The following is a 22,956-nucleotide window of genomic DNA, read 5'->3' on the forward strand; positions in this document are numbered from 1 at the left end:
GTCTCTCTCGGCGATCCGTCGGGTGGGGGCGCGGCCTCAGGCCGCCGCGTCGAGGAGGGAGGCGCCCGGGCGCACATGGGTGAAGGCGACGGGCTCCAGGGTGACGTCGAGCCCCTCCCCGGCCTGGCGCACCACGGTGTAGTGCGAGGTGGCGAGATCGGAGGCGTCGGGGAAGTCCTCGCGAAAGTGCGCCCCGCGGCTGTCGGTGCGGGCCAGGGCCGCGGCCCGGATCGCCTGGCTGACGCGGACGAGGTTCTCGAGGTTGAGCCGGTCCATCCAGGTCAGGTTGTAGCGGCGGTCGCCGTCGGGGATGCCGGCCTCCGCCACCGCGGCCGCGAGGGCGTCGAGGCGCTCCCCGGCCCGGGCCAGCCCGGCCGCGTCGCGCAGGATGCCGACATCGTCCCACATGGTGGCGTAGAGGGCCTCCCGGATCGCCTCCAGGTTGCCGGCCGGGCGCCCGAGAGGGCCGTAGGCGCGGGCGAGCCCCGCCTCGATCGCGTGAGGATCGGGCTCGGCGAGGCGTCGCACGCCCCGGACATCACGAGCCATGGCGGAGCCGGCCAGGCCCCCGAACACCGTCGAGTTGGCGACGCCGTTGCCGCCGAGGCGGTTGGCCCCGTGCACCCCGCCGGTATCCTCCCCGGCCGCGTAGAGGCGCGGCAGCTCGGTGCCGCAGCCGGGGCGGAAGGCGACCCCGCCCATCATGTAATGGGCGGTGGGGATGACCTCGACCAGGCCCCCGGCGAGGTCGAAGCCGCAATCGGCGCAGCGCTCGACCATGCCCTTGAACTTGGCGGCCACGTCCGCGGGCCCGAGATGGCTCATCTGGAGGTAGACGCCGCCATGGGGGGTGGCGTGGCCGTCGCGGATCCGCCGCATGATCGAGCGGCTGACGACGTCGCGGGTCGCCCGCTCCGCCCGCGGGTCGTAGTGCTGCATGAAGCGCTCGCGGGAGGCGTCGAGCAGGTAGCCGCCCGCGCCCCGCAGCCCCTCCTCCAGCACCGTGCCGGTCATCCGCGTGCCCGCGCCCGCCAGCAGGCCGGTGGGATGGAACTGGACCATCTCCATGTCGCGTAAGGGCAGGCCGGCGCGGAGCGCCATGGCGAGGCCGTCGCAGGTCTTGTCGCCGGAGGGCGTATGGAACTTGTACATGGTCGGGCCGCCGCCCGTGGCGAGCAGGGTCGCCCGGGCGCGGACCAGGACCGGGATTCCGGTCCGCATGTCGAGCATCAGCACGCCGGCGAGGCCGGAGCCGTCGGCGGCCGGGATCAGCTCGAGGGCGCGGTGATCCTCCAGGCGCCGGACGTCCCGGCGCCAGACCTGTTCGGACAGGCGGTTGATGATCTCGATGCCGGTGAGGTCGCCCTTGTGCACGGTGCGGTCGAAGGTCTGACCGGCGAAGGCCTTCTGGTGGACGCTGCCGTCGGGGTTGCGGTCGAAGAAGCAGCCGAGCTCGGTCTCCAGTTCGCGGATGCGGACCTGCGCCTCCGTGACCAGGGTCCAGGCCAGCTCCTGGTTGTTCAGCCACTTGCCGCCCTCGATCGTGTCCATGAAGTGGCGCTCGACCGAATCGCCCGGGGCGAGGGCGACGTTGTAGCCGCCCTGGACCATGCGGGTGCAGCCGCACTTGCCGAGCAGGCCCTTCACCGCGACGGTGACCTGGAGGTCGGGGGCGGCCTTCTTGGCGTGGAGGGCGGCGAACAGGCCGGCGCCCCCCGAGCCCAGGATGAGGATGTCGGTCTCGACGGTGGTCGGCACGGCGCGCATCAGGCGGCTCCCAGGCTCTCGATGACGGCATCCCGCCGGCTGGCGACGTCGCGCTGGACGTCGGCGAAGAGCGAGCCGCCGTGGGAATCCATGCCGACCAGGAGGGGGCCGAAGTCGCGGATCGCGAACTTCCACAGGCTCTCGGGGTGGAGGTCGTCGAGGTCGATGTCGTCGATCCGCTCGATCCAGGTCGTCTCCAGGGCGGCGGCGCCCCCGACGATGGCGAGGTAGGCGCCGCCGTGTTCGGCGAAGGCCGCGAGGGTCTGGGGGCCCATGCCGCCCTTGCCGACGATGAGGCGCACGCCCTCGCGCCGCATCAGGGCGTCGGTGAAGCGCTCCATCCGCATGGAGGTGGTGGTGCCGATGCAGAACGGCGCGTAGCCCACGGGCGCCTCGGGGGAGACCGGTACGCGGTGGACGTTGGGCGCGGTGTGGATCACCGCGTGGCCGGTGAGATCGAGATGGGTCCGGCGCCCCCGGTCGAACATGTGGATCAGGGTGGCATCCCGGATGCCGAACAGGATCTTTCGCAGGGTGACGGTGTCGCCGACCTTCAGGGCGCGGACCTGGGCCGCGTCGACCGGCATGTCGAGAACGTGGTGCATGGCGCAGGCCCTCCCGGAGGCGGCGATTTCAGTCGAAGGCGATACCGCCCGGCGTGAAGGTCGCCCTCGCCCGGCGGGCCGAGTGGCACTGGATGTTCACCGCCACCGGGTTCTGGGTGATGTGAGTGGCGGCGATTTCCACATGCACGGCGAAGCTGGTGGAGCGCCCGCCGAGCCCCTGGGGGCCGATGCCGAGCTCGTTGACGGCGCGCGACAGCTCCGCCTCGATCCGGGCGCCGTCGGGATCGGAACAGTCGGTCCGCAGCTTGCGGGTGGCCGCCACCTTGGCCAGATGCATGCACAGGTCCGAGGTGCCGCCGATGCCGACGCCCACGATGGTGGGCGGGCAGACGCGGCCGCCGAGCTCGATCACGCGGTCGATGACGAAGCGCTTGACCGCGTTGATGCCGTCCGAGGGCAGCAGCATCTGCAGGAACGAGCCATTCTCCGAGCCCGAGCCCTTCGGGATCATCTCCACCGAGACGGTCTCGGGCCGGTCGTCGAAATCCACGTGGATGATCGGCACGCGGATGCCGCAGGAGGTCTGCTCGTTCACGCGGGTGATCGGGTGGACCACGGAGGAGCGCAGGGAATGCTCGGTGGTCGCGCGTTCGCAGCCGCGCCGGATCGCGGCCTTGAGGTCGGCGCCCTCGACGCGCACGTCGCGCCCGATCACCACGTTGTAGATCGGGATGCCGGTGTCCTGGCAGAGGATGTTCTTGGTGCGCTCGGCCACCGCGATGTTCTCCACCATGGTGCCGAGGATCGCCCGGCCGGTGGCGCTGGTCTCGTCGCGGGCGAGATCCGCGAAGCCCGCCTTGATGTCCGGCGGCAGCAGCTTCAGGGCGCGGACGTAGAGGTCCTTGCACACCGCTTCGACTTCGGTGAGGTCGAGATCCATGCCGGTCTCCTTCGAAGGGTTGGCTCAGGCGCCGCCGAGCAGGAACAGGAGCCCCACCGCGAGCCCCGCCGCCACGCAGGCGGAGACGACGAGCGCCGTCCGCTCCCGGGTGACGAACCACTCGAGGGCCAGCACGCGCAGGCCCAGGACCATGTGCAGGGCCAGCGCGCTGACGAGGCCCCATTCGGCCGCGCGCACGAAGCCGTTGTGGGTCAGCCCGAGGAAGCTCTCGAGGCGGTCGGCCCCCTGCAGGGCGGTGCCGAGGGCGATGAAGTGCATCGGCAGGAACAGCGCCAGGGCGATCCCCGAGAGGCGGTGCAGCAGGGCGGCGGCGAAGCCCGCGCGCGGACGGGCGGCGCGGAGGCTCCTTGGCCGCGGGGCGGCGGTCTGCGTCCCGGCGCTCATGCGACGTAGACCGCGAGCGCCGCGCGCAGGCCGAGGACGACGAGGAGCGCCGCGACGGCGAGCATCGCCCCGTCGAGGGAGCGTCCGCGCCAGGGCGTCCACTCCCGCAGGATGCTGCGCAGGCCGATGGGCGCGTGGATCGCCGCCGCCACCACGAAGACGCCGTAGAACACGAGGAAGGCCAGGTTGCCCTGCGTCCGGCCCAGGATCTCCCCGGCGGTGAGGCCGCCGCGCACGGCGTACAGGATCGTGCCGAGATGGACCGCCACCGCCACCGCCAGGATCCCGGCGGTGCCGCGCTGCGCCACGTAGAGGAGCGGGCTCATGCCGACCTCCGGAAATGCCGGGCGCTGAGCCGCTTCAGGGCAGACCGGGCGGTGGCGCGCTTCAGCCCCGCGATGGCGAAGGTCGGCGCCAGGGCCTTGGGGCAGTGCTCGGTGCAGCTCATGTGGGTGTGGCAGGACTGGCAGCCGGCATCCCCGGACACGGCCTCCAGCCGCGCCGCCTGGCCCCGGTCGCGGACGTCGTTCACCAGGGTCCAGGCCCGGTTGAGGGCGGCCGGGCCGAGATAGTCCGGGTTCCAGGCGACCACGTCGCAGGCGGAGTAGCAGACGCCGCAATTGATGCACTCGATGCCGGCATCCACCGCCCGGCGCGCGGGCGAATCCGGCGCCACCACGGCGAAGTCCGCGGGCGGCGCGTCGCCGGGCTCGAAGGCCCCGTGGGCGGCCGTCCACTTCTCGAAGAACGGCTCCATGTCGACGGCCAGGTCCTTGACCACCGGCAGGTTGCGCAGGGGCTCGAGGGTCAGGCCGTCGTCCTCCGCCACCGCCGCGACCCGCGTGCGGCAGGTCCAGCGCGGGCGCCCGTTCACCGTCATGGCGCAGGAGCCGCACATGCCGACCCGGCAGGCGAAGCGGTAGGCAAGCGTCGGGTCCTGCTCGCGCTGGATCTCGGTGACCACGTCGAGGATGGTCTGGGCCGGGCGCCGCGCCACGGTGAAGGCCTGGAAGCCGCCGTCCCGCCGGATGCGCACTCTCAGCGTCGCGCCGGGCACGGCCTCGACCGTGGGATCGGCCGGGGCGGGGACGGGAACGGACACGGTCATGCCTCAGCGCTCCGCCTTGGCGGCGGCGCCGGGAAAGAACAGCTCGCCCTGGTCGGCGGCCTTGGCGGCCACGAGGCCGGCGCGGTTCATGTAATCGAGATAGGCCAGCATGTTCAGGGGCGCGCTGGTCCACTGGGTCTGCGGCGCGCGGATGATCTCCACCGCCTCCGCCTCGGTGAGCCGGGCGTTCTCGGCCTTGATCCAGAGCGCGGCGACCCGGGCGGGCTCGGCCTTGATGAGCGCCAGGCTCTCCTCCAGGGCGGCCCGGAAGGCGGCCACGATCTTCGGGTTGGTGGTGACGAAGCGGCTGCTCGCCCAGACGAGGTTGAAGGTGTGCGGCCCGCCGAGGACGTCGTAGCTGTCCAGCACCTTGCGGGCCTTGGGGTCCTTCAGCTCCACCTCCTGGAACGGCGGGGCGCCGAAATGCGCCGTGATCTCGGAGCGGCCGCCGAGCATCGCCGTCTGGGCGTCGGGATGGCCCATCGAGACCGTGAGGGGATCGAGCTTGCCCTGCTGGCCCGGCCCGAAGGCCTTCTCGGCGGCCATCTGCAGGGTGATCGCCTGGATCGAGCTCTTCACCGTGGGCAGGGCGATCTTGTCCTTCTCGGTGAAGTCCTTGATCGAGGAAACGGCCGGGTTCACGGTCACCAGCCAGAGCGGCATCGCGTTGAGGGCCGCCACACCCTTGATCATCAGGTTGCCGCGGGTGCGGCCCCAGATCGTCAGCATCGGCCCGACGCCGCCGGCGGCGAAGTCGAGGTTCCCCGAGAGCAGGGCCTCGTTCATGCCCGAGCCGCCGGTGAAGCGCAGCCACTCCGTCTTGAGCTCCAGGCCCTGCTGACGGGCCTGCTTCTCGAGGAGGTGCTCCTCCTCCATCACCGTGAGGGGCAGGTAGGAGATGCCGAACTGCTTGGCGAGGCGCACCACGGAGGCCTCCGCCCGGGCGGACCCCGCGCCGGCCGACAGACCCACCGAGACCAGGGCCGCGGTGCCGCAGAGCCGGATGAGACGGCCAAAAGCCACGAGACGGCCACGTGCCATGTGTTCCTCCTGCGTCGAGCCCGAATTCTCTGGTCCGGTGCCGAGGGCCACGATAGCCTCGTGCCGACCGCTGTCAACGGTCATATGTCATATACATGAGTTGCCGATGTCGAACCGCATGCGCGGCGCCCCCACCCCCCAGGCGCATCCCGAAGTCCCGTCGCCGGCCGCGCCCGAGATCGCGCCCGTGACCGGACCCATGAACGCGCCCACGACCGCGTCCACGACCGCCCCCATGACCGGGCCTTTGGCGAGCCGTCCGCTCTACCTGCAGGCCCGCGACCTGCTGCTGCGCCGGATCGTGGACGGCACCTGGAAGCCGGGCGGCTACCTGCCGAGCGAGCCGCAGCTGGCCCTCGACCTCGGCGTCTCGATCGGGACGATCCGCAAGGCCATGGAGGACCTCGTCGGGCAGGGCCTGCTGGAGCGCCAGCACGGGCGCGGCACGCAGGTGGTGCCCCATTCGAGCGACCGGTCGCGCTTCCGCTTCCTGCGCTTCGTCCACGGCGACGGGCGGCCGTTCCGCCCGGTGGCCCGCGTCCTCGCCGCCGGGACCGCGCGGGCCGACGCGCAGGACCGGGCCGCCCTCGGGCTGGGGGCGGGCGCCAAGGTGCTGGTCCTGCTGCGGACCCGCAGCGAGGACGGCGTGCCGCTGATCTACGAGCGCATCGCGCTGCCGGCCGAGCCCTTCGCCGCGCTGAAGCCGGAGCCCGGCGCCGAGATGCTGGAGGAGATCTACGTGCTCTACCAGGCGCGCTGCGGCCAGACCGTGGCGCGGGCCCGGGACACGATCGCCACCGACCGGGCGAGCCCGGCCATGGCGGACGCCCTCGGCTGTGCGCCGGGGGCGCCCCTGCTGCTGGTGCGCCGGGTCGCCGTCGCCCTCACGGGCGATCCCATCGAGTATCGCCAGAGCTGGACGGCCATGCTCCACTACCGCTCCGACCTCGACTGACGGAGCGGAGGTCCTTCGGGCTGACCCGCCTCAGGCCTGCATGCCCCAGCGCTGCAGGGTGTGGCGCTCGATGGTCTGGAAGATCAGGTTCTCGACGCAGAGGCCGATGAGGATCACCGTCAAGAGCCCCGCGAAGACGTTGGGGATGTCGAGCATGTTCTTGTTCTCGAAAATGAACCAGCCCAGCCCCCCCGAGCCCGAGCTGACGCCGAAGACGAGCTCCGCCGCGATCAGGGTGCGCCAGGCGAAGGCCCAGCCGACCTTGAGGCCGGTGAGGATGCTGGGGAAGGCCGCCGGGATCAGGATCTTGGTGATCAGCCGGCTGCCGCGCAGGCCGTAGTTGCGCCCGACCATCTTCAGGGTCCGGCTGACCGAGAGGAAGCCCGAATGGGTGTTGAGGGCGATCGCCCAGGTCACCGAATGGACCAGCACGAAGATCAGGCTGCCGTTGCCCAGCCCGAACCAGATCAGCGCCAGGGGCAGAAGCGCGATGGCCGGCAGGGGATTGAACATCGACGTCATCGTCTCGAGGAAGTCGGTGCCGATGCGCGAGCTGATCGCGATGCCGGTGAGCAGGGTCGCCAGCAGGATCCCGAGGCCGTAGCCGATCAGCAGGACCTTGATCGAGCCCCAGGCCCGCAGCACCAGGGTGCCGTCCGCCACGCCCCGGGCGAAGGCCGTCACGGTGGCGGAGAAGGTCGGGAACAGGAGGTCGTTGTCGAGGTAGCGCCCGTAGGCCTCCCAGATCAGGGCCAGCACCGCCAGGATCACGAGCTTGCGCAGCCAGCCCTGGTTGTAGAGGCGCTCGACGGCCGAGAGCGGCTTCTCGACGACGGCGCCCCCATAGGCGCCGCCGGTCTCGCGGACGATCTCGGGACGGGCGGGCCGGAGGAGGACGGGTGACACGAGCGCCTTCGCGGTCCTAGACATTCTCCGCCTCCTTGATCTCTTCGGAAAACAGCATCCGATGGATGCGCTGCTCCAGGAGCAGGGTCTCCTGCGGCGAGCCGGCCGTGTTGAGCTCGGCCTTGACCTCGCCGGGATGCGGCGAGAGCAGCAGGATGCGCGAGCCGATCTTGATCGCCTCCGGAATCGAGTGCGTGACGAACAGCACCGTGAAGCGCGTCTCCTCCCACAGGGCCAGGAGTTCGTCCTGCATCCGCCGGCGGGTGAGCGCGTCCAGGGCCGCGAAGGGCTCGTCCATGAGCAGGATGTCGGGCTCCATCGCCATGCCGCGGGCGATGGCCACCCGCTGCTTCATGCCGCCCGACAGCATGTGCGGATAGCTGTCGGCGAAGGCCGAGAGGTTGACCTTGTCGATATAGTGCATGGCCCGTTCGTCGGCGGCCCGCCCCGACAGGCGCCCCGAGGCCTCGAGGGCGAAGGCGACGTTCTGGCGGACGGTCTTCCAGGGCAGCAGCTGGTCGAATTCTTGGAACACCATCATCCGGTCCGGGCCGGGCTCGGTGATGGCCTGGCCCTTCAGGCGGATCTGGCCCTCCGTCGGCGCCATGTAGCCGCCCACCGACTTCAGGAGGGTGGATTTCCCGCAGCCCGAGGGTCCGAGCAGGACGAACCGGTCGCTCGGGAAGACCTGGAAGCCGACCCGGTAGGTCGCCGTGACGAGGTGGTCGGGGGTCTTGTACTGCAGCGTGACGCCGTCGACTTCGAGCAGCGGCCCCGTGACGTTCGAGGGCAAGCCTGTCGCCAAGCTCATCGCATCCTCCCTTTGGCCACGCGCATGGCGGCACTGCTGGTTTTCAGGGGCGGTCTGGAGCCGCTTTGCCTTCGGACGACCGGTCGCCCGAGCCCCGATCCGTCGGCCCTGGCACAATCGTTCGTCCGACCCCTGGATACCAAGCACGATCCTTCCTGTAAATATAATAGCTATCTATTATAAGACAGGTTTTTATTCTTGTTTGGCGGGCCTTTTCGGCTTGGGCCGGGGGCGGCCCGGGGGTGGCCTCGGTCCCGGCCCGCCCCATCGGGGCGCTCTCCGCGGGCGGCGCGTCACCGGCCCGATCCTCATGCTGGAACGCGGGCGCCCCGCAGCACAGCCCGCCCGGACAGGATCCGTCATCGGCGAAGGATTAAAAAGAGGCCGGCAACGTAATCAGGTCTCATGCGACGAGACCTTCGAATCGGTTGATGACGCCGTTACGGGCTCTTGTGGAGACTTGGATTTACGGCATAGGTTCTTATCAGAACCATCTCGGGCGACCCCGCTCCTTCAGGGCGCAGCGTCCAGCGTCAGGGGACGCGCCGACCGCCGCGGGCGTCCTCCCGGCCACGGCCCGGGGGGCGAACGGACATCCGACGATCGCCGTGCCACCCGCCCGAGACACGAAGGCGGGGCTCGTAGGGGAGAAACGATGAGCGACGCATCCGACGGTGCGCGGCGGGCGGGGTCCGTGGTCCGCGCGCCGCAGAGCTTCGTGGCCGGCCTCGTGCTGGTCCTGCTCGGGATGTTCGGCGTCTGGGCCGCGAGCGACCTGCCGCGGGGCACCCTCGGCGCCATGGGACCGGGCATGCTGCCGCACTGGGTGGCGATTGGCGTCGCCCTCTGCGGCGGCGTGCTCGCCGCGACGGGCCTGGTCCGCACGGGGGCGGGCCTCCAGACCTTCGGCCTGCGCGGCCCCCTCGTCGTCGTGCTGGCCATCCTCGCCTTCGCGGTCACGATCCGGCCCTTCGCCCTCGGCCCCATCGCCGGCCCGGGCCTCGGCCTCATCGTCGCGGGCCCGCTGGCGGTGATCGTCGGGGGCTACGCCACACCGGAGGCGCGCTTCCGCGAACTCCTGATCCTGGCCCTGCTCCTCACCGCCGGCTGCATGCTGCTGTTCGGGGACCTCCTGAACCTGCCCATCCCCATCTTCCCCACCGCCGTCATCGAGGCGGCGAGCGGCCGGATTCCGTCGCGGGTGCTGCTGCGGCTCGCGGCCGGCGCCCTCGCCCTGGCGGGCCTCGGCCTGCTCGCCCTGGAACGCCGCGCCACCCGCCGGACCCGGACCGACGTCGCCTCGCACGCCATGACGACCTGATCGGGAGCGCGCACGTGACGGATCTCCTCGCCAATCTCGGCCTCGGCTTCGCCGTCGCCCTGAGCCTGCAGAACGTGACGCTCTGCTTCCTGGGCTGCCTCGTCGGCACCCTGATCGGCGTGCTGCCCGGCGTCGGGCCGATCGCCACCATCGCCATGCTCCTGCCGATCACCTTCGGGCTCGATCCCGTGGGCGCCCTCATCATGCTCGCGGGGATCTATTACGGGGCGCAGTACGGCGGCTCCACCACCGCCATCCTGGTGAACATCCCCGGCGAGGCGACCTCGGTCGTCACCACCCTCGACGGCCACCAGATGGCGCGCCAGGGCCGGGCCGGGGTCGCGCTCGGCATCGCCGCCATCGGCTCCTTCTTCGCCGGCACCGTCGCCACCCTGCTGATCGCGGCCCTCGGCGCGCCGCTGACCCGCCTCGCGCTGATCTTCGGACCGGCGGAGTACTTCGCCCTGATGGTGATGGGGCTCGCCTTCGCGGTCGTCCTCGCGCACGGCTCGGTGCTCAAGGCCGTGGCGATGATCCTCGTGGGCGTCCTGCTCGCCGCGGTGGGCACGGACCTCGAGACCGGCCAGGAGCGGATGACCTTCGGCCTCGCGTTCCTCACCGACGGCGTCGACTTCTCCGTCCTGGCGATGGGCCTGTTCGGGGTGGCCGAGATCCTGCGCAACCTCGACCAGACCGAGACCCGCGAGATCGCCCGGGCCCGGATCGGCCGCCTCCTGCCCAGCCTCGCGGATCTGCGCCAGGCGGCGCCCGCGACGCTCCGCGGGACCGCGATCGGGGCGATCCTCGGCATCCTGCCCGGCAACGGCGCCGTGCTCGGCCCCTTCGCCGCCTACACGGTGGAGAAGCGCCTGGCGCGCGATCCGAGCCGCTTCGGCCGCGGGGCCATCGAGGGGGTCGCCGGCCCGGAGAGCGCCAACAATGCCGGCGCGCAGACGGCCTTCATCCCGCTCCTCACCCTCGGCATCCCGCCGAACGCCGTGATGGCGCTGATGGTCGGCGCCATGACGATCCACGGCATCGTTCCGGGCCCCGGCGTGATGACCAAGAACCCCAACCTGTTCTGGGGCATGATCGCGTCGATGTGGATCGGCAACCTGATGCTGCTCGTCATCAACCTGCCGCTCGTGGGCCTCTGGGTGCGCCTCCTGCAGGTGCCCTACCGGCTGATGTTCCCCGCGATCCTGATGTTCTGCGCGATCGGCATCTACTCCATCAATGCGCTGCCCACCGACGTCATGCTGATCGCGGCCTTCGGGGTGTTCGGATACGGGCTGATCAAGTTCGGCTTCGAGCCCGCGCCGCTGCTGCTCGGCTTCGTGCTGGGCAAGCTGATGGAGGAATACCTGCGCCGCGCCCTGACCCTGTCGCGGGGCGACGTCCTGGTGTTCCTCGAGCGCCCGGTCTGCGCGGTGCTGTTCCTCGTCGCCGTCACCATCCTGGCGGCGGCGCTGCTGCCGTCGCTGCGGCGCGGCCGCGACGCGGTGTTCACGGAAGCCTGACGACGGGGGCGCCCGGGCGCCCTCCGGGGACGGACACGACAACCCACAACGAGAAGGATGCGGACCATGAGAACGGCACTCGCCATCGGCCTCCTGTCGGCGCTCGCCGCCTTCGGCGCCGCGGCCGACACCTACCCCCAGCGCCCGATCACCCTGGTGGTGCCCTTCGCGGCCGGCGGACCCACCGACGTGGTGGCGCGGATCGTCGCCGAGCCGATGTCGCGGGCGCTCGGCCAGCAGGTCGTCATCGAGAACGTCACCGGCGCCGGCGGCACCACCGGCATCACGCGCGCGTCCCAGGCCGCGCCCGACGGCTACACCATCATGATGGGCCACATGGGCACGCACGGCGCCGCGCCGGCCCTGTTCAAGGGCCTGAAATACGATCCGGCCAAGAGCTTCGATCCGATCGGCCTCGCCGCCGGCACGCCGATCGTCATCGTCGCCAAGAAGGGCTTCCCGGCCCAGGACCTCAAGGGGTTCGTCGAGGTCCTGAAGGCGCGCGGACCGGCGATCAACCAGGCCCATGCGGGCGTCGGCTCCGTCTCGCATTCCACCGGCGTGCTCTTCGATGCGCTGACCGGCGCCAAGCCGACGCTCGTCGTCTATCGCGGCACGGGGCCTGCGCTGAACGACCTGATGGCCGACCAGGTCGACTTCATGACGGACCAGATCGTCAACGTGGCGCCGCAGATCGCCGGCGGCACGATCAAGGCCTACGCCATCGCGACGCCCGAGCGCTCCCCGAGCCTGCCCGACGTGCCGACCACGAAGGAGGCCGGCCTGCCCGGCTACGAGGTCAGCGCCTGGAATGCGGTGTTCGCGCCCAAGGGCCTGCCGGCGGAGGTCCGGGCCCGGCTCGTGGCCGCCCTCGACGCGGCGCTCAAGGATCCGGGCACGACCAAGCGCATCCTGGAATTGGGTGGTACAGTGCCCAAGGAGGCCGAAGCCGGTCCGGCCGCCCTGCAGGCCCTCGTCGAGCGCGAGGTCGCACGGTGGACGCCCGTGCTCCGCTCCGCCGTCGAAGCCAATCCCTAGGTCCTGTCCGGGGACGGCCCGTCCCGCGAGGGCGGGCCGGGCCCTTCCCCATCCCGACCCGTTGCCGGGTACTCCATCGCTTCGCTGTGTCGGAGCAGCAGAGGCGTCTTCCGCGTGGATTCCTACCTCACCTCCTCCTTCCTGCTGTCGCTCCTCCAGATCGTCTGGATCGACATCATCCTGTCGGGCGACAACGCGGTGGTCATCGCCATGGCCTGCCGGGGCCTGCCCGAGCGGCAGCGGCGGATCGGCGTCTTCGCGGGCGCCCTCGCGGCGGCCCTGCTGCGGATCCTCTTCGCCGTCATCGTCTCGCAACTGCTGGCGGTGCCGCTCCTGAAGGTCGCCGGCGGCCTCATCCTGCTGCACATCGCCGTCAAGCTCGTCTGCGGCGAGGAGGAGGACGAGAGCGCCATCAAGGAGCATTCCAGCCTGCCCAAGGCGATCTGGACCATCGTGGTGGCGGATGCCGTCATGAGCTTCGACAACGTCGTGGCGGTGGCGGGGGCCGCCAAGGGACACGACGAACTCTTCATCATCGGCCTCGCCCTGTCGGTGCCGCTCCTCGTGGTCGGCGCCAGCCTGATCACCCGGCTGATCGACCGGTTCCCGATCCTGATCTGGTTCGGCGGCGGGCTGCTGGGCTGGGTGGCCGGCGAGATGATCGCCACGGACCGGCTGGTTCACCAGCAGATGGTCGAGGTGCTGCCCGCGACCCTGCAGGGCGCCGTCCCGCACGCGATGGGCGCCCTCGGCGCCGCCCTCGTCGTCGGCCTGGGCTTCGCGCTCAAGCGCCGGTCCGACCGGGCGATCGCGCAGCAGCAGGCCGCCGCCGTGGGCCGGGCGGAGGTGGACGTCCTCGGCGGCTGATCCGCGGCGCCCGCGGCAGCGCCGGACCCGGACATGGAAAAGCCCCGCCTCGATGAGGCGGGGCCGATGGGTTCGGACGTCCGAAGGGGCTGAGGGGCCGTCAGGCGGCCAGCTTCACCGCCGAAGCCGGGGCGTTGTCGTTCACGATGGCGAGCTCGCCCGCCGAGATGACGGGGGCCGCGTCCTGCGGGGTCAGCCGGTCGGCCATGAAGGCCACGAGCGCCACGTTGGCGGCACCGGCGAGAGCGACGAGAAGCAGAACGGTCATGTGGGGCGGTCCCGAGTGATTGTTGCGTTGCAACGCATATGACCCGTCCCGCCGCCCTTTGGTATGCCAGATACGATATGCCAGATATACCAGTCTTGCATGGATGACCGCCTCGGCGAGACTGACGCCACGCGTCCCTGCATTATGCTGCGCGACGCCGATGCCACGATAAGGTACTATTCTTCAACAGAACGGGCCGGCCTGTGCTGGTTCCGGGCCGCGCGCCCGCAACGCCGGACGACCCCGCAGTGCCCTGTCGTTCGCGGGCGCACGGAGGCCATCCGGGCGCGTCTCACCGACGCTCCACGGACGGCTGCCCCGCGGGAGATGGCGCTGCGCGTTGGCCCGCCCCGCGGATTCGCGACGCCTCAGAACACCGCGTGGTCGCCGCGCTCGGCGACCGCCTCGCCGCGGATCAGCTGGGCGTAATAGTCGAACAGCGTCTCCGACCCCGTCGAGGGGGTCATGGCGGCCTCGTATCGGCCGGTCGCGGGGTCGCGCACGAGCATCGACTCGGTGGCGTAGTAGCGGCCGATCCGTGCGAGCTCGGCCTTGGCCGCCAGCCCCGGCACCCACCGCCCGAGGGTCGCCAGGACGGCGACGATCCCGTCGAGCAGGACGACCGGGACGTGCCGGAAACGCGGCTCGCGCCCGAGCAGCGCGAAGAGGCGCTCGCCCTGCGCCAGGGGCGTGATGGCCTCGCCCGGTCCGCCGATCGGCAGCACGCGATTGCGCCGCGCCGGGTCATCGAGGCATGCGGCGAGGTAGTGGCCCAGGTCCCCGTCGCTGATCGGCTTGCAGGCCGTCAAGGTTCCGTCGCCGAAGACCAGGAACGGCTTGCCGCGCTTCAGGCGCTCCACCTGGCCCGAGAGGGATTTGAAGAAGGCCGTCGGCCGAACGATCGTGTAGTCGAGCCCCGAGGCGGTCAGGACCGCTTCGAAGGCCAGCTTGGCCTGCTGGAAGGCGAGGATCGGCTTCTGGACACAGATCGCCGAGAGCAGGACCACATGGGTCACGCCGGCCGCCCGGCTCGCCTGCAGGGCGCGCACCGACACGCCGTAATCGATCGCCCAGGCGTCGTCGGGCAGTCCGGTCCGCGAGGCGAGGCACGAGACTAGGACGTCGAACGGTTCGCCGCGGATCCCGTCGCGCGCCAGCGACGCGGGATCCGTGAAGTCCACGATCCGTTCGGTGACGCCCGGGGGCGCTCCGGGCGGGTCCCCCGCACCGGCCGGGGGCGCGGCGCCGGCCGGGCGCCGGACGAGGCAGACGACCGCGTGCCCGCGGGCCGCGAGTGCCCGCGCGGTGGCCCGCCCGATCGTGCCGGTCGCCCCCAGGAGGAGCACGCGGCGCGGTCCCGCGCCGTCCGGTCGATCCAGGCTCATGATCGTTCCCTCCCGACGCGCGGACCTCCTCGGACGACGGCGCGGCCGGCGCCGTCCCGTCACAGGGAGCCTGGGGGCTGCTTGGCCCCGTGCGCGATCGGGGGCTCGTTCCTCGTCTCCGCCAAGATCCGCACAAATCCGTGCGGGCTGGCAAGAGTACGGGTCGGCAGGAGTACGGGCCCGGCAGGAGCACGAACCGGCAAGACCTGCGGCCGCCGAAGGTGCGGGCGCAGACAAGATCCTCCGGACGGATCGCCGGCACGAGCGGACGCGGGCAGCCCGGGACCAACCGATCCAGGGGACCGACGACCACGGGGGCGACGTTGCAACCCGGTGCGGCCGGCCACGCCCGGCCCCGGCATCAGGCGCTTGACTTATATCCATCTCGCGCCTTAGTTAGATGCAAGTTGGATATAAGGCTACGCCGTGACCGAGGACGACTTTCGCCGCGCCTACGACCCCGCCGCCTTCGCGCGGCCGGCGCTCACCGTCGATCTCGTCCTGATGGGGCTGCGCGCGGGCCGTCCGGCCGTGCTCTTGGTGCAGCGGACCCAGCATCCCCATGCCGGCCGCTGGGCGCTGCCCGGCAGCTTCGTGCGCCTCGACGAAACCCTGGACGGCGCGGCCGAGCGCGTGCTGCGCGACAAGGCGGGCTTCGCCCCGGCGGAGGTGGCGGAGACCCATCGGGAGCAGCTCTACACCTTCGGCGCCCTCGACCGGGACCCGCGCATGCGCATCGTCACCGTGGCCTACCTCGCGCTGATGCCGGAGGCCGCCTTCGCGGCGGCGCTTGCGCGCGCGGCGGCGGTGGCGGCGGGGCCGTCGGCCGCGCTCCTCGACGTGCCCTGGTCCGGCGAGGCGGGGGGGCCGGTCGCGGCCTTCGCGCCGGGCGACCCCGACCGGAGGACGCCGCTGCGCCTCGCCTTCGACCACGCCGCGATCCTCGCCCTTGCGGTGCAGCGGCTGCGGGGAAAGCTCGACTATTCCGACGTCGCCTTCGCGCTGCTGCCCGAGGCCTTCACCCTGCGCCAGCTGCAGGACGTGCACGAGGCGATCCTGGGCACGTCCCTCAACAAGCCCGCCTTCCGCCGCCGGATGCTCGACCGCGGCTGGCTCGCCCCCACGGGCGCGCGCGAGGCCGGCACGTCGTTCCGTCCCGCCGAGCTCTACCGTTTCCAGAAGCCGCTCTGAATCCCAGCGCGCCCCCAACAGGAGGGTCCCATGGCTACGATCCGCAACCTCGGTCCGCTCGCCCAGCTCAGGAGCGAGGCGAGCAGCCACGTCATCCGCTACCGCAACGGTCGCATCCGGCAGAGCGGACGGGGCCTCGTCTTCTGGTTCCGGCCGGAAACCGCCAGCATCAGCGAGGTGCCGATGGACGACCGGGAGATGACCCTGTTCGTGCGCGGCCGCAGCCGGGACTTCCAGACCGTGGTGGTGCAGGGGACGATCGGCTGGCGCGTCGTCGACCCGGAGCTGCTGGCCAGCCGCGTCGACTTCTCGCTCGGGCTTCGCACCGGCCGGCCGCAGGGCGAACCGATCGAGCGGATCGAGGCGCGTCTCGGCGGCATCGCCGGCCAGGCCGTCCTGGAGGTGATCGGCGCCAGCCCGGTGGGCGCGCTCCTCGATGCCGGGCCCGAGCCCCTGCGCCTGAGCCTCGACGCCGCGCTGGGGGCGGCCCCGGCCCTGGCGGAGATCGGCCTCGCGGTGGTCTCGGTGCGACTCACCAACCTCGCGCCGTCGAGCGAGCTGGAGCGCGCCCTGCAGACGCCCACCTTCGAGGCCCTGCAGCAGAAGGCGGATGCGGCGACCTTCGCCCGGCGCGCCCTGGCGGTGGAGAAGGAGCGGGCCATCGCGGAGAACGAGCTGGAGACGCGGACGGAGCTGGCCCGCCAGGAGGCGCTGCTCATCGCGCGGGAGGCGGAGAACGCCCGCGACCGCGCGGTGGGCCTCGCCGCGGCGAGCGGGCTGGAGGCGGCGGCGGAGGCCGAGCGCATCCGCCTCGTGGAGGGCGCCCAGGCCGAGGCCGAGCAGCGCCGCGCCGCCATCTACCGCGACCTTCCGCCGGCCGTGCTCCTGGGTCTCGCCGCCCGCGAGCTCGCGGGCAAGCTCGAGACCATCGAGCACGTCAACGTCACGCCGGACCTGCTGGCGAGTGCCCTCGGCGCGTTCCGCGGGGCGGCCCCGCCGGTCGCTCCCCCCGGCCCGCTGCGCTGAGGACGGGCCATGGCGGTCATCACCCCGCGCGCCGTGTTCGTCGTCCGAGAGACCGATTACGAGGCCCTGCTCGCCCGGCACGCCACCCGCGGCCAGGCCCGGTTCTTCCTGGAGAGCCGCGGCCAGAGCCTCGCGGAGGTCGAGGACCGGCACGCCCGCTTCCACGCCGTGCTCGGCCAGGCGCGGGCCGCGGTGCCGGGGGACTGGCGGCAGGCGCTGGCCCGGCGCGTCGACCTCGACCGCTTCCTGTTCGCCCCCGAGGACGTCGTCGTCACGGTGGGCCCGGACGGCCTCGTCGCCAACGTGGCGAAGTACCTGCGCGCGCAGCCGGTGATCGGCGTCAATCCGGCCCCCGACCTCTACGACGGCGCCCTCGCGCGGGTCGCGGTGGCGGGCCTGCGCGCCCTGCTCCCGGCCAGCGCCGCGGGAGCGGCTCCCGTGGAGCGGCGCACCATGGTGCAGGCCGCCCTCGACGGCGGCCAGCGGCTCGTGGCCCTGAACGAGATCTTCGTCGGCCACCGCAGCCATCAATCCGCACGCTACCGCATCGCGGTCGACGGCACCGCCGAGGACCAGTCGTCGAGCGGCCTCATCGTCGCCTCGGGCACCGGCCTGACCGGCTGGGCCCGCTCGATCGGCGAGGCGACGCATCTCACCGTCGGGATCGGCGCGGAGGAAGCGGCGGTGGGCTACTGGGTGCGCGAGCCGTTTCCGAGCGTGGCCACCGGCACGACCCTTCGGGCGGGCCGGCTCGCCGGGGCCGCCCTCGCGGTCACGTCACGGATGAACGAGGGCGGCGTGGTCTTCGCCGACGGGATCGAGCAGGACTTCATCGCCTTCGACTGGGGCCGCCGGGTGGACCTCGGGCCCGCGGACCGGACCCTGACCCTGGTGGTCGGCTAGGGCTGCGGCCCGGGCGGGGGCGAGGCCGGCCGGGACCGACGCCGCGGCCGCGGCCGGCGGCCCGGTTCCGGCACCGTCGCGCGGACGCGCGGTGCCCCCCCGTCAGCGGCGGTCGCGTCCCTACGCGCCATCGTCGTCCCTCTGCGGCCACGCCCCGTCCCACGCCGTCCGGACCGGACCGGTGGCGGTGTCGGGCTTCGACGCGCCGATGAAGACGACCACCGGGCCATGCTCGGCCCGCCGGGGGTCGTAGAAATCGAGCAGGGCGGGATAGCGGTGCTGGAGGACATCCGGAGCTAGGCCCTCCCGGCGCAGCAGGTGGTCGATGACGACCTGGTCCCCGTGCACGGCGTTCGGCACGGGCCCGCAGGAGCCGGGCGCCATCCAGCGCTCCGGCTCGGCCGCGAAGGCGGCGTAGAGGGCATCCAGTTCGCCGCCCTGCCAGCGCAGCAGGGCGCTGGAGAGGCGGCCCTTGTGGAAGTAATCCTCCATGGCGGCGAGGCCCGGCTCGGCCAGGGCGTCCGCCGGCCCGGTCAGGACGGTGTCGAGGTCGCAGAGCAGCGTCGGTCCCTCGGTGAGCCCGGGGCGGAAGGCCTCCATCTTCGACCACCAGGCCGGCCAGTCGTGCCGGAGCGGCACGCGCTCGACGCCCGCCACCGCGAGGGGAAGGTCCGTGAGGCAGAGGATCCGGTCGAAGGCCGGAGCGTGGCGGCGCACGCCCCGGGCGAGGCGCTCGACCCAGGCCGCGTCGTAGCGCCCGCCGCTCTTCAGGACGGTGATGAGAGTCGTCATTGGCGGGGCCTGATTCCGGTCGAAAGGGTCACGGGCGGCACGGATGGAGGCGGAGCTGCCCGGCCGCCTCGGCCTGCCGGAACCAGGCCCGCTCCGCCGCCCAGGGATGCCCGGGCCAGCCGTCGAAGCCGAAGCCGTGCGCCTCGACCGGGCCGCGCCCGAGGGGACGGCCCAGGAGGAAGGCCAGCGTCACGAGGAAGCCGGTGCTCGGGTTCGGCCGCCCGATCGGGTCGGGTTCGTCCGTGCCGGCGTCGGACATGACGGTGTCGGCCATGACGGCGGCGAGACGGAGCCGCGCCGCCCGGTGGAGGTCCTCGGGCAGGATGTGGACGGGCTTGCCCAGGGGGGCCAGCAAATCCATCGCCTCGCGGGTCCAGCACACCGGTTCGGGCCGGTTCTGCTCCGCCGGCAGCATCGGGAACGGCAGGATGAAGGCCTGCGCGAACCGGATCACCGGGCGCTCGAGGAAGCGGGGGTCGGCGAGCCATTCGCGCATCTGCCCGCCCCGATTGACCAGGGCGAGATGGGTGACCCGCGCGCCGGCGCGGCCGCCGAAGCCCGGCGCGTTGTTGAAGCGCACGACGCAGGGCGCCGCATCGATCGCGGCGGCGGCATCGAGCCCCGGGGCGTTGCCGACGAGGGCGAGGGGTCCCGATGCGGAGGGGAACAGGTCGAGCATGCGCGGGGAGTCGACCTCGATGTCCAACTGCGGCAGGGGTTCGCGGAGCAGCGGAGGTATGGCGCCGGCCCGGCGCGGCAAGGTCCGTTCGGATCCTTGCGGTGCCGGGGGGATTTCTGCGGCGAGGGGAAACGAGGGCCGGGACCGATGATGCGCCGATGCTTCGTCTGCGACGCCGACATGCTTGGGCCGAGCCGCCGTCACCTCGCCTATCCGAACGGGCGGGTCAGGGCGTTTCCGATCGCCTGCGGCGCCTGCGGCCTCCTGCTGGAGGCGGGGGCCGATCCGGCGGCCTGCCGGGCGCACCTGGCCGAACAGCTCGCCGGCCCGGTCTTCGACCCCGACCCGGACGCGCCCTACGGCCTCGACCTCTACACCCTGCGCAGCGCCGCCACCGGCCACGCCCTCGGCGTCCGGCCCTGCGACGCCGCCGGGCATACGGCCCTGCGCCGACCCCACGACCGGCACGCCGCGCGCGGGGAACTCTACGCGCTCGACGGGGCGGCGGGGCGGCCCGTCTCCCTCGGCCTGCTCTGCCGCCCCGCCGCGCTGGAGGCGGTCCTGGCGGGGCTCGCGGTCCATGCGGACTGGACCGACGACGTCGTGATCCTCCTCGATGCCGAGACACGACCGGCCGCTGCGGTGCCGGCCGCCGGCTTTCCGCGCGGGACCCTGCGGGTGGGGGCCCGGCCCCTGGGGCAGGATCGCGAGCGGGATCTGGGACAGGACTTCGCCGCCCAGCGCAACGCCCTCCAGGACCTCGCCCGCCATCCCTGGATGCTGCAGCTCGACGCCGACGAGACCCTGGCCGTGGACGCCGGCCGGCGGCTGCCGGCCCTGGCGGCCCTGGCGGAAGCGGGGGACGTCGTCTCGATCGGATTGGCGCGCCGGAACCACGTCGACGGCATCCGCTCGGACGTCTACCCGGACATCCAGTACCGCCTGAACCGCCGGTCCGTGCGCTATGCCGGCCGCGTGCACGAGCGGCCGGTGCTCGACGGCGGCTGGCCGCGCAGCCTCATCGCCCTGCACGGGGCGATCGAGCACCATCTCGACCGCGCCCACGTCCTGGCGCGCTCCCGGCACTACGAGCGCCTCGCGCCCGGGCACGGGCGCCCCGAGGAAGAGGCCGCTTTGCTGCGCCCCTACCGGGACTGAGGCGCGGACGCGCGCCGCTTCGGACGGGTCCGGGCCGCCGCGATGGCCCGGGCGTAGAGGGCGAGCGTCTCGCGCCCCAGGACCGCCCGGGTGAAGCGGCCGGACGCCGCCAGCGCCCGGCTCCGGTAGGCTCCGCGCAGCGCCGGATCGGCCAGCAGCGGGCGCAGGGCCTCCGCCAGGGCCGCGCCGGTGGCCTCCCGCGCCAGGGGCCCCGCATCCGGCGCCCCCACGAAGGCGCGGGCGCTGGCGTCCTCGGCGCAGGCCACCACCGGCCGGCCATAGGCGAGGGCCTCCTGGTAGACGAGCCCGAAGCTCTCGTAGCGCGAGGGGGCGAGCACCGCGTGGGACGACCCGTAGGCCTGCGCCAGGGCCTCGGCCGGCACCCGGCCGCGGGCGTGGATGCGGGCGCGGGCCGCCTCGGGCAGGTCCCCCGGCAGGTCCTCCGGGGGCACGCCGATCAGGTCCAGGCGGAAGGCGGGACCGGCGCCCCGCTCCGCCGCGTCGGCCAGGATCGCGACCGCGCCGAGGAGCGCGTCGAAGCCCTTGCGCGCCTCCGCCCGGCCCACGAAGAGCAGGCGCACCGGCCCGGCCGCGTCCGGGTAGGCGGCGCCGCGGGCCGCCGCCGTGATCTCCGGCGGAAGGCTGAGGCCGATCACCGCCTCCGGCTGCCGGCCGGACAGGCCGTAGGCCCGGGCGATCACCGCCCCGTGCGCGGCGGTGTTGGCGATGAGCCCGGCGCTGCCCCGGGCCTGGGCGCGCTCCAGGGCGTCGGCGGCCCACCCGTCGAGGCGGTCGCGCAGGGTTTCGGGGGCGTCCCGGGTGAAGGCCGCGGGCGTCGAGCTGCGCGTGACCAGCGGGAGATCCCGGCGCCCGGCCAGCAGGGCGCCGGGGGCGTACCAGTTCGTGGCTTCCGCGACGTCGAAGGGCTGGCGGGCATGGGCCGCCAGGACGGCGCGCCGGAAGGCGAGCGGCGCGGCGAGGTGCCCCGCCGCCGCCCAGCGGCGCAGGCGCGCGAGCCCGCCGCCGGGCGGCAGGGCGAAGCCCGCCACCGTGACGCCGCCGCGGCGCTCGCGCCCCGTCCGGTCGAGGCTGAAGACCGTGACGTCGGCGCCGCCCTCGGCGAGGCTCTCGGCGATCTCGCGGGCCGCCGTCGAGAGGCCGCTCGGGGCCGGCGGGTAGTCCCAGGCGAGGAGGGCGACGCGCATCAGGCGGCCAGCAGGCGCTGGTAGAGGGCGAGGTAGTCGGCCGCCATGCGCGCGGCGGTGAAGCGCGCCTCGAAGCGCCGGCGGATCAGGGCCCGGTCGAGCTGATCGATCCGTGCCAGGGCCGCCACCGCGTCGGCCTCGGAGGCGACGATGAAGCCGGTCACGCCCTCCTCGACGATCTCCGGCACGGAGCCGCGGTTCCAGGCCACCACGGGCGTGCCGCAGGCCATCGCCTCGATCATCACCAGGCCGAAGGGCTCCGGCCAGTCGATGGGGAAGAGGAGCGCCCGCGCGCTCCCCAGGAGCTCGGCCTTGCGGGCATCGTCCACGGGGCCGAGATAGACGGCGTCCGCCCCCAGGAGCGGGCGCACCCGGTGCTCGAAATAATCGGGATTGCCGACATCGATCGTGCCGCCGAGGCGGATCGGCAGGCCGGCGGCGCGCGCGACCCGGATCGCGGTGTCCGGCCGCTTCTGGTCGGTCATCCGGCCCACGAAGGCGACGTGCGGGCCGGGCTGCGGGCTCAGGGCGTAGCGGTCCCGCGCGAGGCCGTGATGCACGATCCCGGCCCGGTTCGCCGGCGGGATGCCGGCCGCCTGCGCCGCCGAGATCGCCGCCACCGGCAGGTCGGGGAAGCCCGCGAAGAACAGCGCCCGGTCGAGTTCGTCCACCCGCCAGTGCACCGTCGTGAGGCTGTGGCGCCGGCGCGCGCCGAGGAGCGCCGCATGGGCGAACTCCCCGTGGCCATGCACGATGTCGAACTGGTCCAGCCGGCAGCGCAGCGCTTCCAGCTGAAGGGCGTCCAGGGCTGCCGGGACCCCCGGCGCGACCCGCCCGTGGCGCCGCTCCAGGGCCGCGAGGCTCGGCTGGTCGCCGATGCGCGGCAAGTCTGTCGCACTGTCCGAAGGCGCGAAGAGCGTTACCTCCACACCTAGGTTAACCAGTGCCGTGCTGAGGTCATGTATGACCCTCTCCGTACCGCCGTGGTGCTCAGGGGGAACGGGGAATATGTTGGGGGCGATTTGGGCAACACGAATCACGGTATGTACCTCCCTGGTAACGTTTCTTTGCCTGAATTCTGTTTGTCGGAAGACGCTTGAGCTG

The 22,956-nt window shown here is 72.7% G+C and carries 24 protein-coding genes; 9 read left to right on the plus strand and 15 right to left on the minus strand.

The genetic code is table 11. The features are described from left to right. Positions 1-36: 36 nt before the first annotated feature. The 7 genes from ASF18_RS22120 to ASF18_RS22150 are packed head-to-tail and all read right to left on the minus strand — an operon-like array spanning position 37 to position 5,827. Positions 37-1,767 carry an FAD-binding protein gene (locus ASF18_RS22120; protein ID WP_056355428.1) on the minus strand — a complete coding sequence of 577 codons (1,731 nt, stop codon included), beginning with the start codon at positions 1,765-1,767 and terminating at the stop codon, positions 37-39. Then, positions 1,767-2,372, minus strand: coding sequence for a fumarate hydratase C-terminal domain-containing protein (locus ASF18_RS22125; RefSeq protein WP_056355431.1), 606 nt, complete (start codon positions 2,370-2,372; stop codon positions 1,767-1,769). The genes ASF18_RS22120 and ASF18_RS22125 overlap by 1 nt, the downstream gene beginning before the upstream one ends. Positions 2,373-2,400: 28 nt before the next feature. Beyond that, positions 2,401-3,273, minus strand: coding sequence for a fumarate hydratase (locus ASF18_RS22130; RefSeq protein WP_056355434.1), 873 nt, complete (start codon positions 3,271-3,273; stop codon positions 2,401-2,403). A 24-nt stretch (positions 3,274-3,297) separates the two neighbouring features. Beyond that, positions 3,298-3,678 (minus strand): succinate dehydrogenase, cytochrome b556 subunit, encoded by a 381-nt coding sequence (gene sdhC / locus ASF18_RS22135; RefSeq protein WP_056216305.1) that lies wholly within the window; start codon positions 3,676-3,678, stop codon positions 3,298-3,300. Next, a complete protein-coding gene (locus tag ASF18_RS22140; RefSeq protein WP_056216303.1) occupies positions 3,675-4,004 on the minus strand; it encodes a succinate dehydrogenase in 330 nt (109 codons plus the stop codon). The genes sdhC and ASF18_RS22140 overlap by 4 nt, the downstream gene beginning before the upstream one ends. Next, on the minus strand, positions 4,001-4,786 hold the full coding sequence (locus ASF18_RS22145) for a succinate dehydrogenase/fumarate reductase iron-sulfur subunit (protein WP_156650089.1): 786 nt from the start codon (positions 4,784-4,786) through the stop codon (positions 4,001-4,003). The genes ASF18_RS22140 and ASF18_RS22145 overlap by 4 nt, the downstream gene beginning before the upstream one ends. A 3-nt stretch (positions 4,787-4,789) precedes the next feature. Further along, a complete protein-coding gene (locus ASF18_RS22150; RefSeq protein ID WP_082487893.1) occupies positions 4,790-5,827 on the minus strand; it encodes an ABC transporter substrate-binding protein in 1,038 nt (345 codons plus the stop codon). 106 nt (positions 5,828-5,933) lie between these two features. Here ASF18_RS22150 and ASF18_RS24045 point away from each other — a divergent pair, with 106 nt between their 5' ends. Beyond that, positions 5,934-6,782, plus strand: coding sequence for a GntR family transcriptional regulator (locus ASF18_RS24045; protein ID WP_056277025.1), 849 nt, complete (start codon positions 5,934-5,936; stop codon positions 6,780-6,782). Between the two features lie 30 nt (positions 6,783-6,812). Here the strand turns inward: ASF18_RS24045 and ASF18_RS22160 are convergent, their stop codons facing one another. Both ASF18_RS22160 and ASF18_RS22165 read right to left on the minus strand, forming a co-directional pair. Beyond that, positions 6,813-7,712: an ABC transporter permease gene (locus ASF18_RS22160; RefSeq protein ID WP_056216296.1), complete on the minus strand. Its 900-nt coding sequence runs from the start codon at positions 7,710-7,712 to the stop codon at positions 6,813-6,815. Next, positions 7,705-8,499 (minus strand): ABC transporter ATP-binding protein, encoded by a 795-nt coding sequence (locus ASF18_RS22165; RefSeq protein ID WP_056216294.1) that lies wholly within the window; start codon positions 8,497-8,499, stop codon positions 7,705-7,707. The genes ASF18_RS22160 and ASF18_RS22165 overlap by 8 nt, the downstream gene beginning before the upstream one ends. Before the next feature lie 655 nt (positions 8,500-9,154). Here ASF18_RS22165 and ASF18_RS22170 point away from each other — a divergent pair. The 4 genes from ASF18_RS22170 (at position 9,155) to ASF18_RS22185 (ending at position 13,245) form a co-directional block, all read left to right on the plus strand. Continuing rightward, the gene (locus ASF18_RS22170; RefSeq protein ID WP_056355437.1) at positions 9,155-9,820 is read left to right on the plus strand and encodes a tripartite tricarboxylate transporter TctB family protein; all 666 of its coding nucleotides are present in this window, start codon (positions 9,155-9,157) and stop codon (positions 9,818-9,820) included. A gap of 14 nt (positions 9,821-9,834) precedes the next feature. Continuing rightward, positions 9,835-11,340: a tripartite tricarboxylate transporter permease gene (locus tag ASF18_RS22175; RefSeq protein ID WP_056277031.1), complete on the plus strand. Its 1,506-nt coding sequence runs from the start codon at positions 9,835-9,837 to the stop codon at positions 11,338-11,340. A gap of 66 nt (positions 11,341-11,406) precedes the next feature. After that, positions 11,407-12,378, plus strand: coding sequence for a tripartite tricarboxylate transporter substrate-binding protein (locus ASF18_RS22180; RefSeq protein ID WP_082487884.1), 972 nt, complete (start codon positions 11,407-11,409; stop codon positions 12,376-12,378). Positions 12,379-12,492: 114 nt separating this feature from the next. Then, positions 12,493-13,245: a TerC family protein gene (locus ASF18_RS22185; protein ID WP_056216287.1), complete on the plus strand. Its 753-nt coding sequence runs from the start codon at positions 12,493-12,495 to the stop codon at positions 13,243-13,245. Between the two features lie 100 nt (positions 13,246-13,345). Here the strand turns inward: ASF18_RS22185 and ASF18_RS24360 are convergent, their stop codons facing one another. Then, a complete protein-coding gene (locus tag ASF18_RS24360) occupies positions 13,346-13,513 on the minus strand; it encodes a hypothetical protein (RefSeq protein WP_200917676.1) in 168 nt (55 codons plus the stop codon). Between the two features lie 368 nt (positions 13,514-13,881). Then, positions 13,882-14,898 carry an NAD(P)H-binding protein gene (locus ASF18_RS22190; protein WP_056355443.1) on the minus strand — a complete coding sequence of 339 codons (1,017 nt, stop codon included), beginning with the start codon at positions 14,896-14,898 and terminating at the stop codon, positions 13,882-13,884. Between the two features lie 426 nt (positions 14,899-15,324). Here ASF18_RS22190 and ASF18_RS22195 point away from each other — a divergent pair, with 426 nt between their 5' ends. Genes ASF18_RS22195 through ASF18_RS22205 form a run of 3 tightly spaced genes read left to right on the plus strand, consistent with a single transcriptional unit; the run spans position 15,325 to position 18,018 of the window. Continuing rightward, on the plus strand, positions 15,325-16,089 hold the full coding sequence (locus ASF18_RS22195) for an NUDIX domain-containing protein (RefSeq protein WP_056355445.1): 765 nt from the start codon (positions 15,325-15,327) through the stop codon (positions 16,087-16,089). A gap of 30 nt (positions 16,090-16,119) precedes the next feature. Next, positions 16,120-17,115 (plus strand): SPFH domain-containing protein, encoded by a 996-nt coding sequence (locus ASF18_RS22200; RefSeq protein WP_056277039.1) that lies wholly within the window; start codon positions 16,120-16,122, stop codon positions 17,113-17,115. A gap of 9 nt (positions 17,116-17,124) precedes the next feature. After that, complete coding sequence (locus ASF18_RS22205; RefSeq protein WP_056277043.1) at positions 17,125-18,018, plus strand: NAD(+)/NADH kinase; 894 nt, start codon at positions 17,125-17,127, stop codon at positions 18,016-18,018. A 120-nt stretch (positions 18,019-18,138) separates the two neighbouring features. On the opposite strand, the gene ASF18_RS22210 is transcribed toward ASF18_RS22205, so the two are convergent. Together ASF18_RS22210 and ASF18_RS22215 are read right to left on the minus strand one after the other, a co-directional pair. Beyond that, entirely contained in the window at positions 18,139-18,810 is a 672-nt protein-coding gene (locus ASF18_RS22210; RefSeq protein WP_056355448.1) for a hypothetical protein, read from the minus strand. 28 nt (positions 18,811-18,838) lie between these two features. Further along, entirely contained in the window at positions 18,839-19,489 is a 651-nt protein-coding gene (locus tag ASF18_RS22215; RefSeq protein WP_156650095.1) for a hypothetical protein, read from the minus strand. A 150-nt stretch (positions 19,490-19,639) separates the two neighbouring features. Between ASF18_RS22215 and ASF18_RS22220 the strand changes: the two genes are divergently transcribed. Continuing rightward, the gene (locus ASF18_RS22220) at positions 19,640-20,647 is read left to right on the plus strand and encodes a hypothetical protein (protein ID WP_056355488.1); all 1,008 of its coding nucleotides are present in this window, start codon (positions 19,640-19,642) and stop codon (positions 20,645-20,647) included. On the opposite strand, the gene ASF18_RS22225 is transcribed toward ASF18_RS22220, so the two are convergent. Both ASF18_RS22225 and ASF18_RS22230 read right to left on the minus strand, forming a co-directional pair. Beyond that, positions 20,635-21,852 (minus strand): glycosyltransferase family 4 protein, encoded by a 1,218-nt coding sequence (locus tag ASF18_RS22225; RefSeq protein WP_056355451.1) that lies wholly within the window; start codon positions 21,850-21,852, stop codon positions 20,635-20,637. The two genes, ASF18_RS22220 and ASF18_RS22225, sit on opposite strands and share 13 nt — an antisense overlap. Next, positions 21,852-22,892, minus strand: coding sequence for a glycosyltransferase family 4 protein (locus tag ASF18_RS22230; protein WP_056277051.1), 1,041 nt, complete (start codon positions 22,890-22,892; stop codon positions 21,852-21,854). The genes ASF18_RS22225 and ASF18_RS22230 overlap by 1 nt, the downstream gene beginning before the upstream one ends. Positions 22,893-22,956 lie beyond the last annotated feature (64 nt).

The sequence above is a fragment of the Methylobacterium sp. Leaf89 genome (assembly GCF_001422215.1).
In the GTDB taxonomy this organism is placed as follows: domain Bacteria; phylum Pseudomonadota; class Alphaproteobacteria; order Rhizobiales; family Beijerinckiaceae; genus Methylobacterium.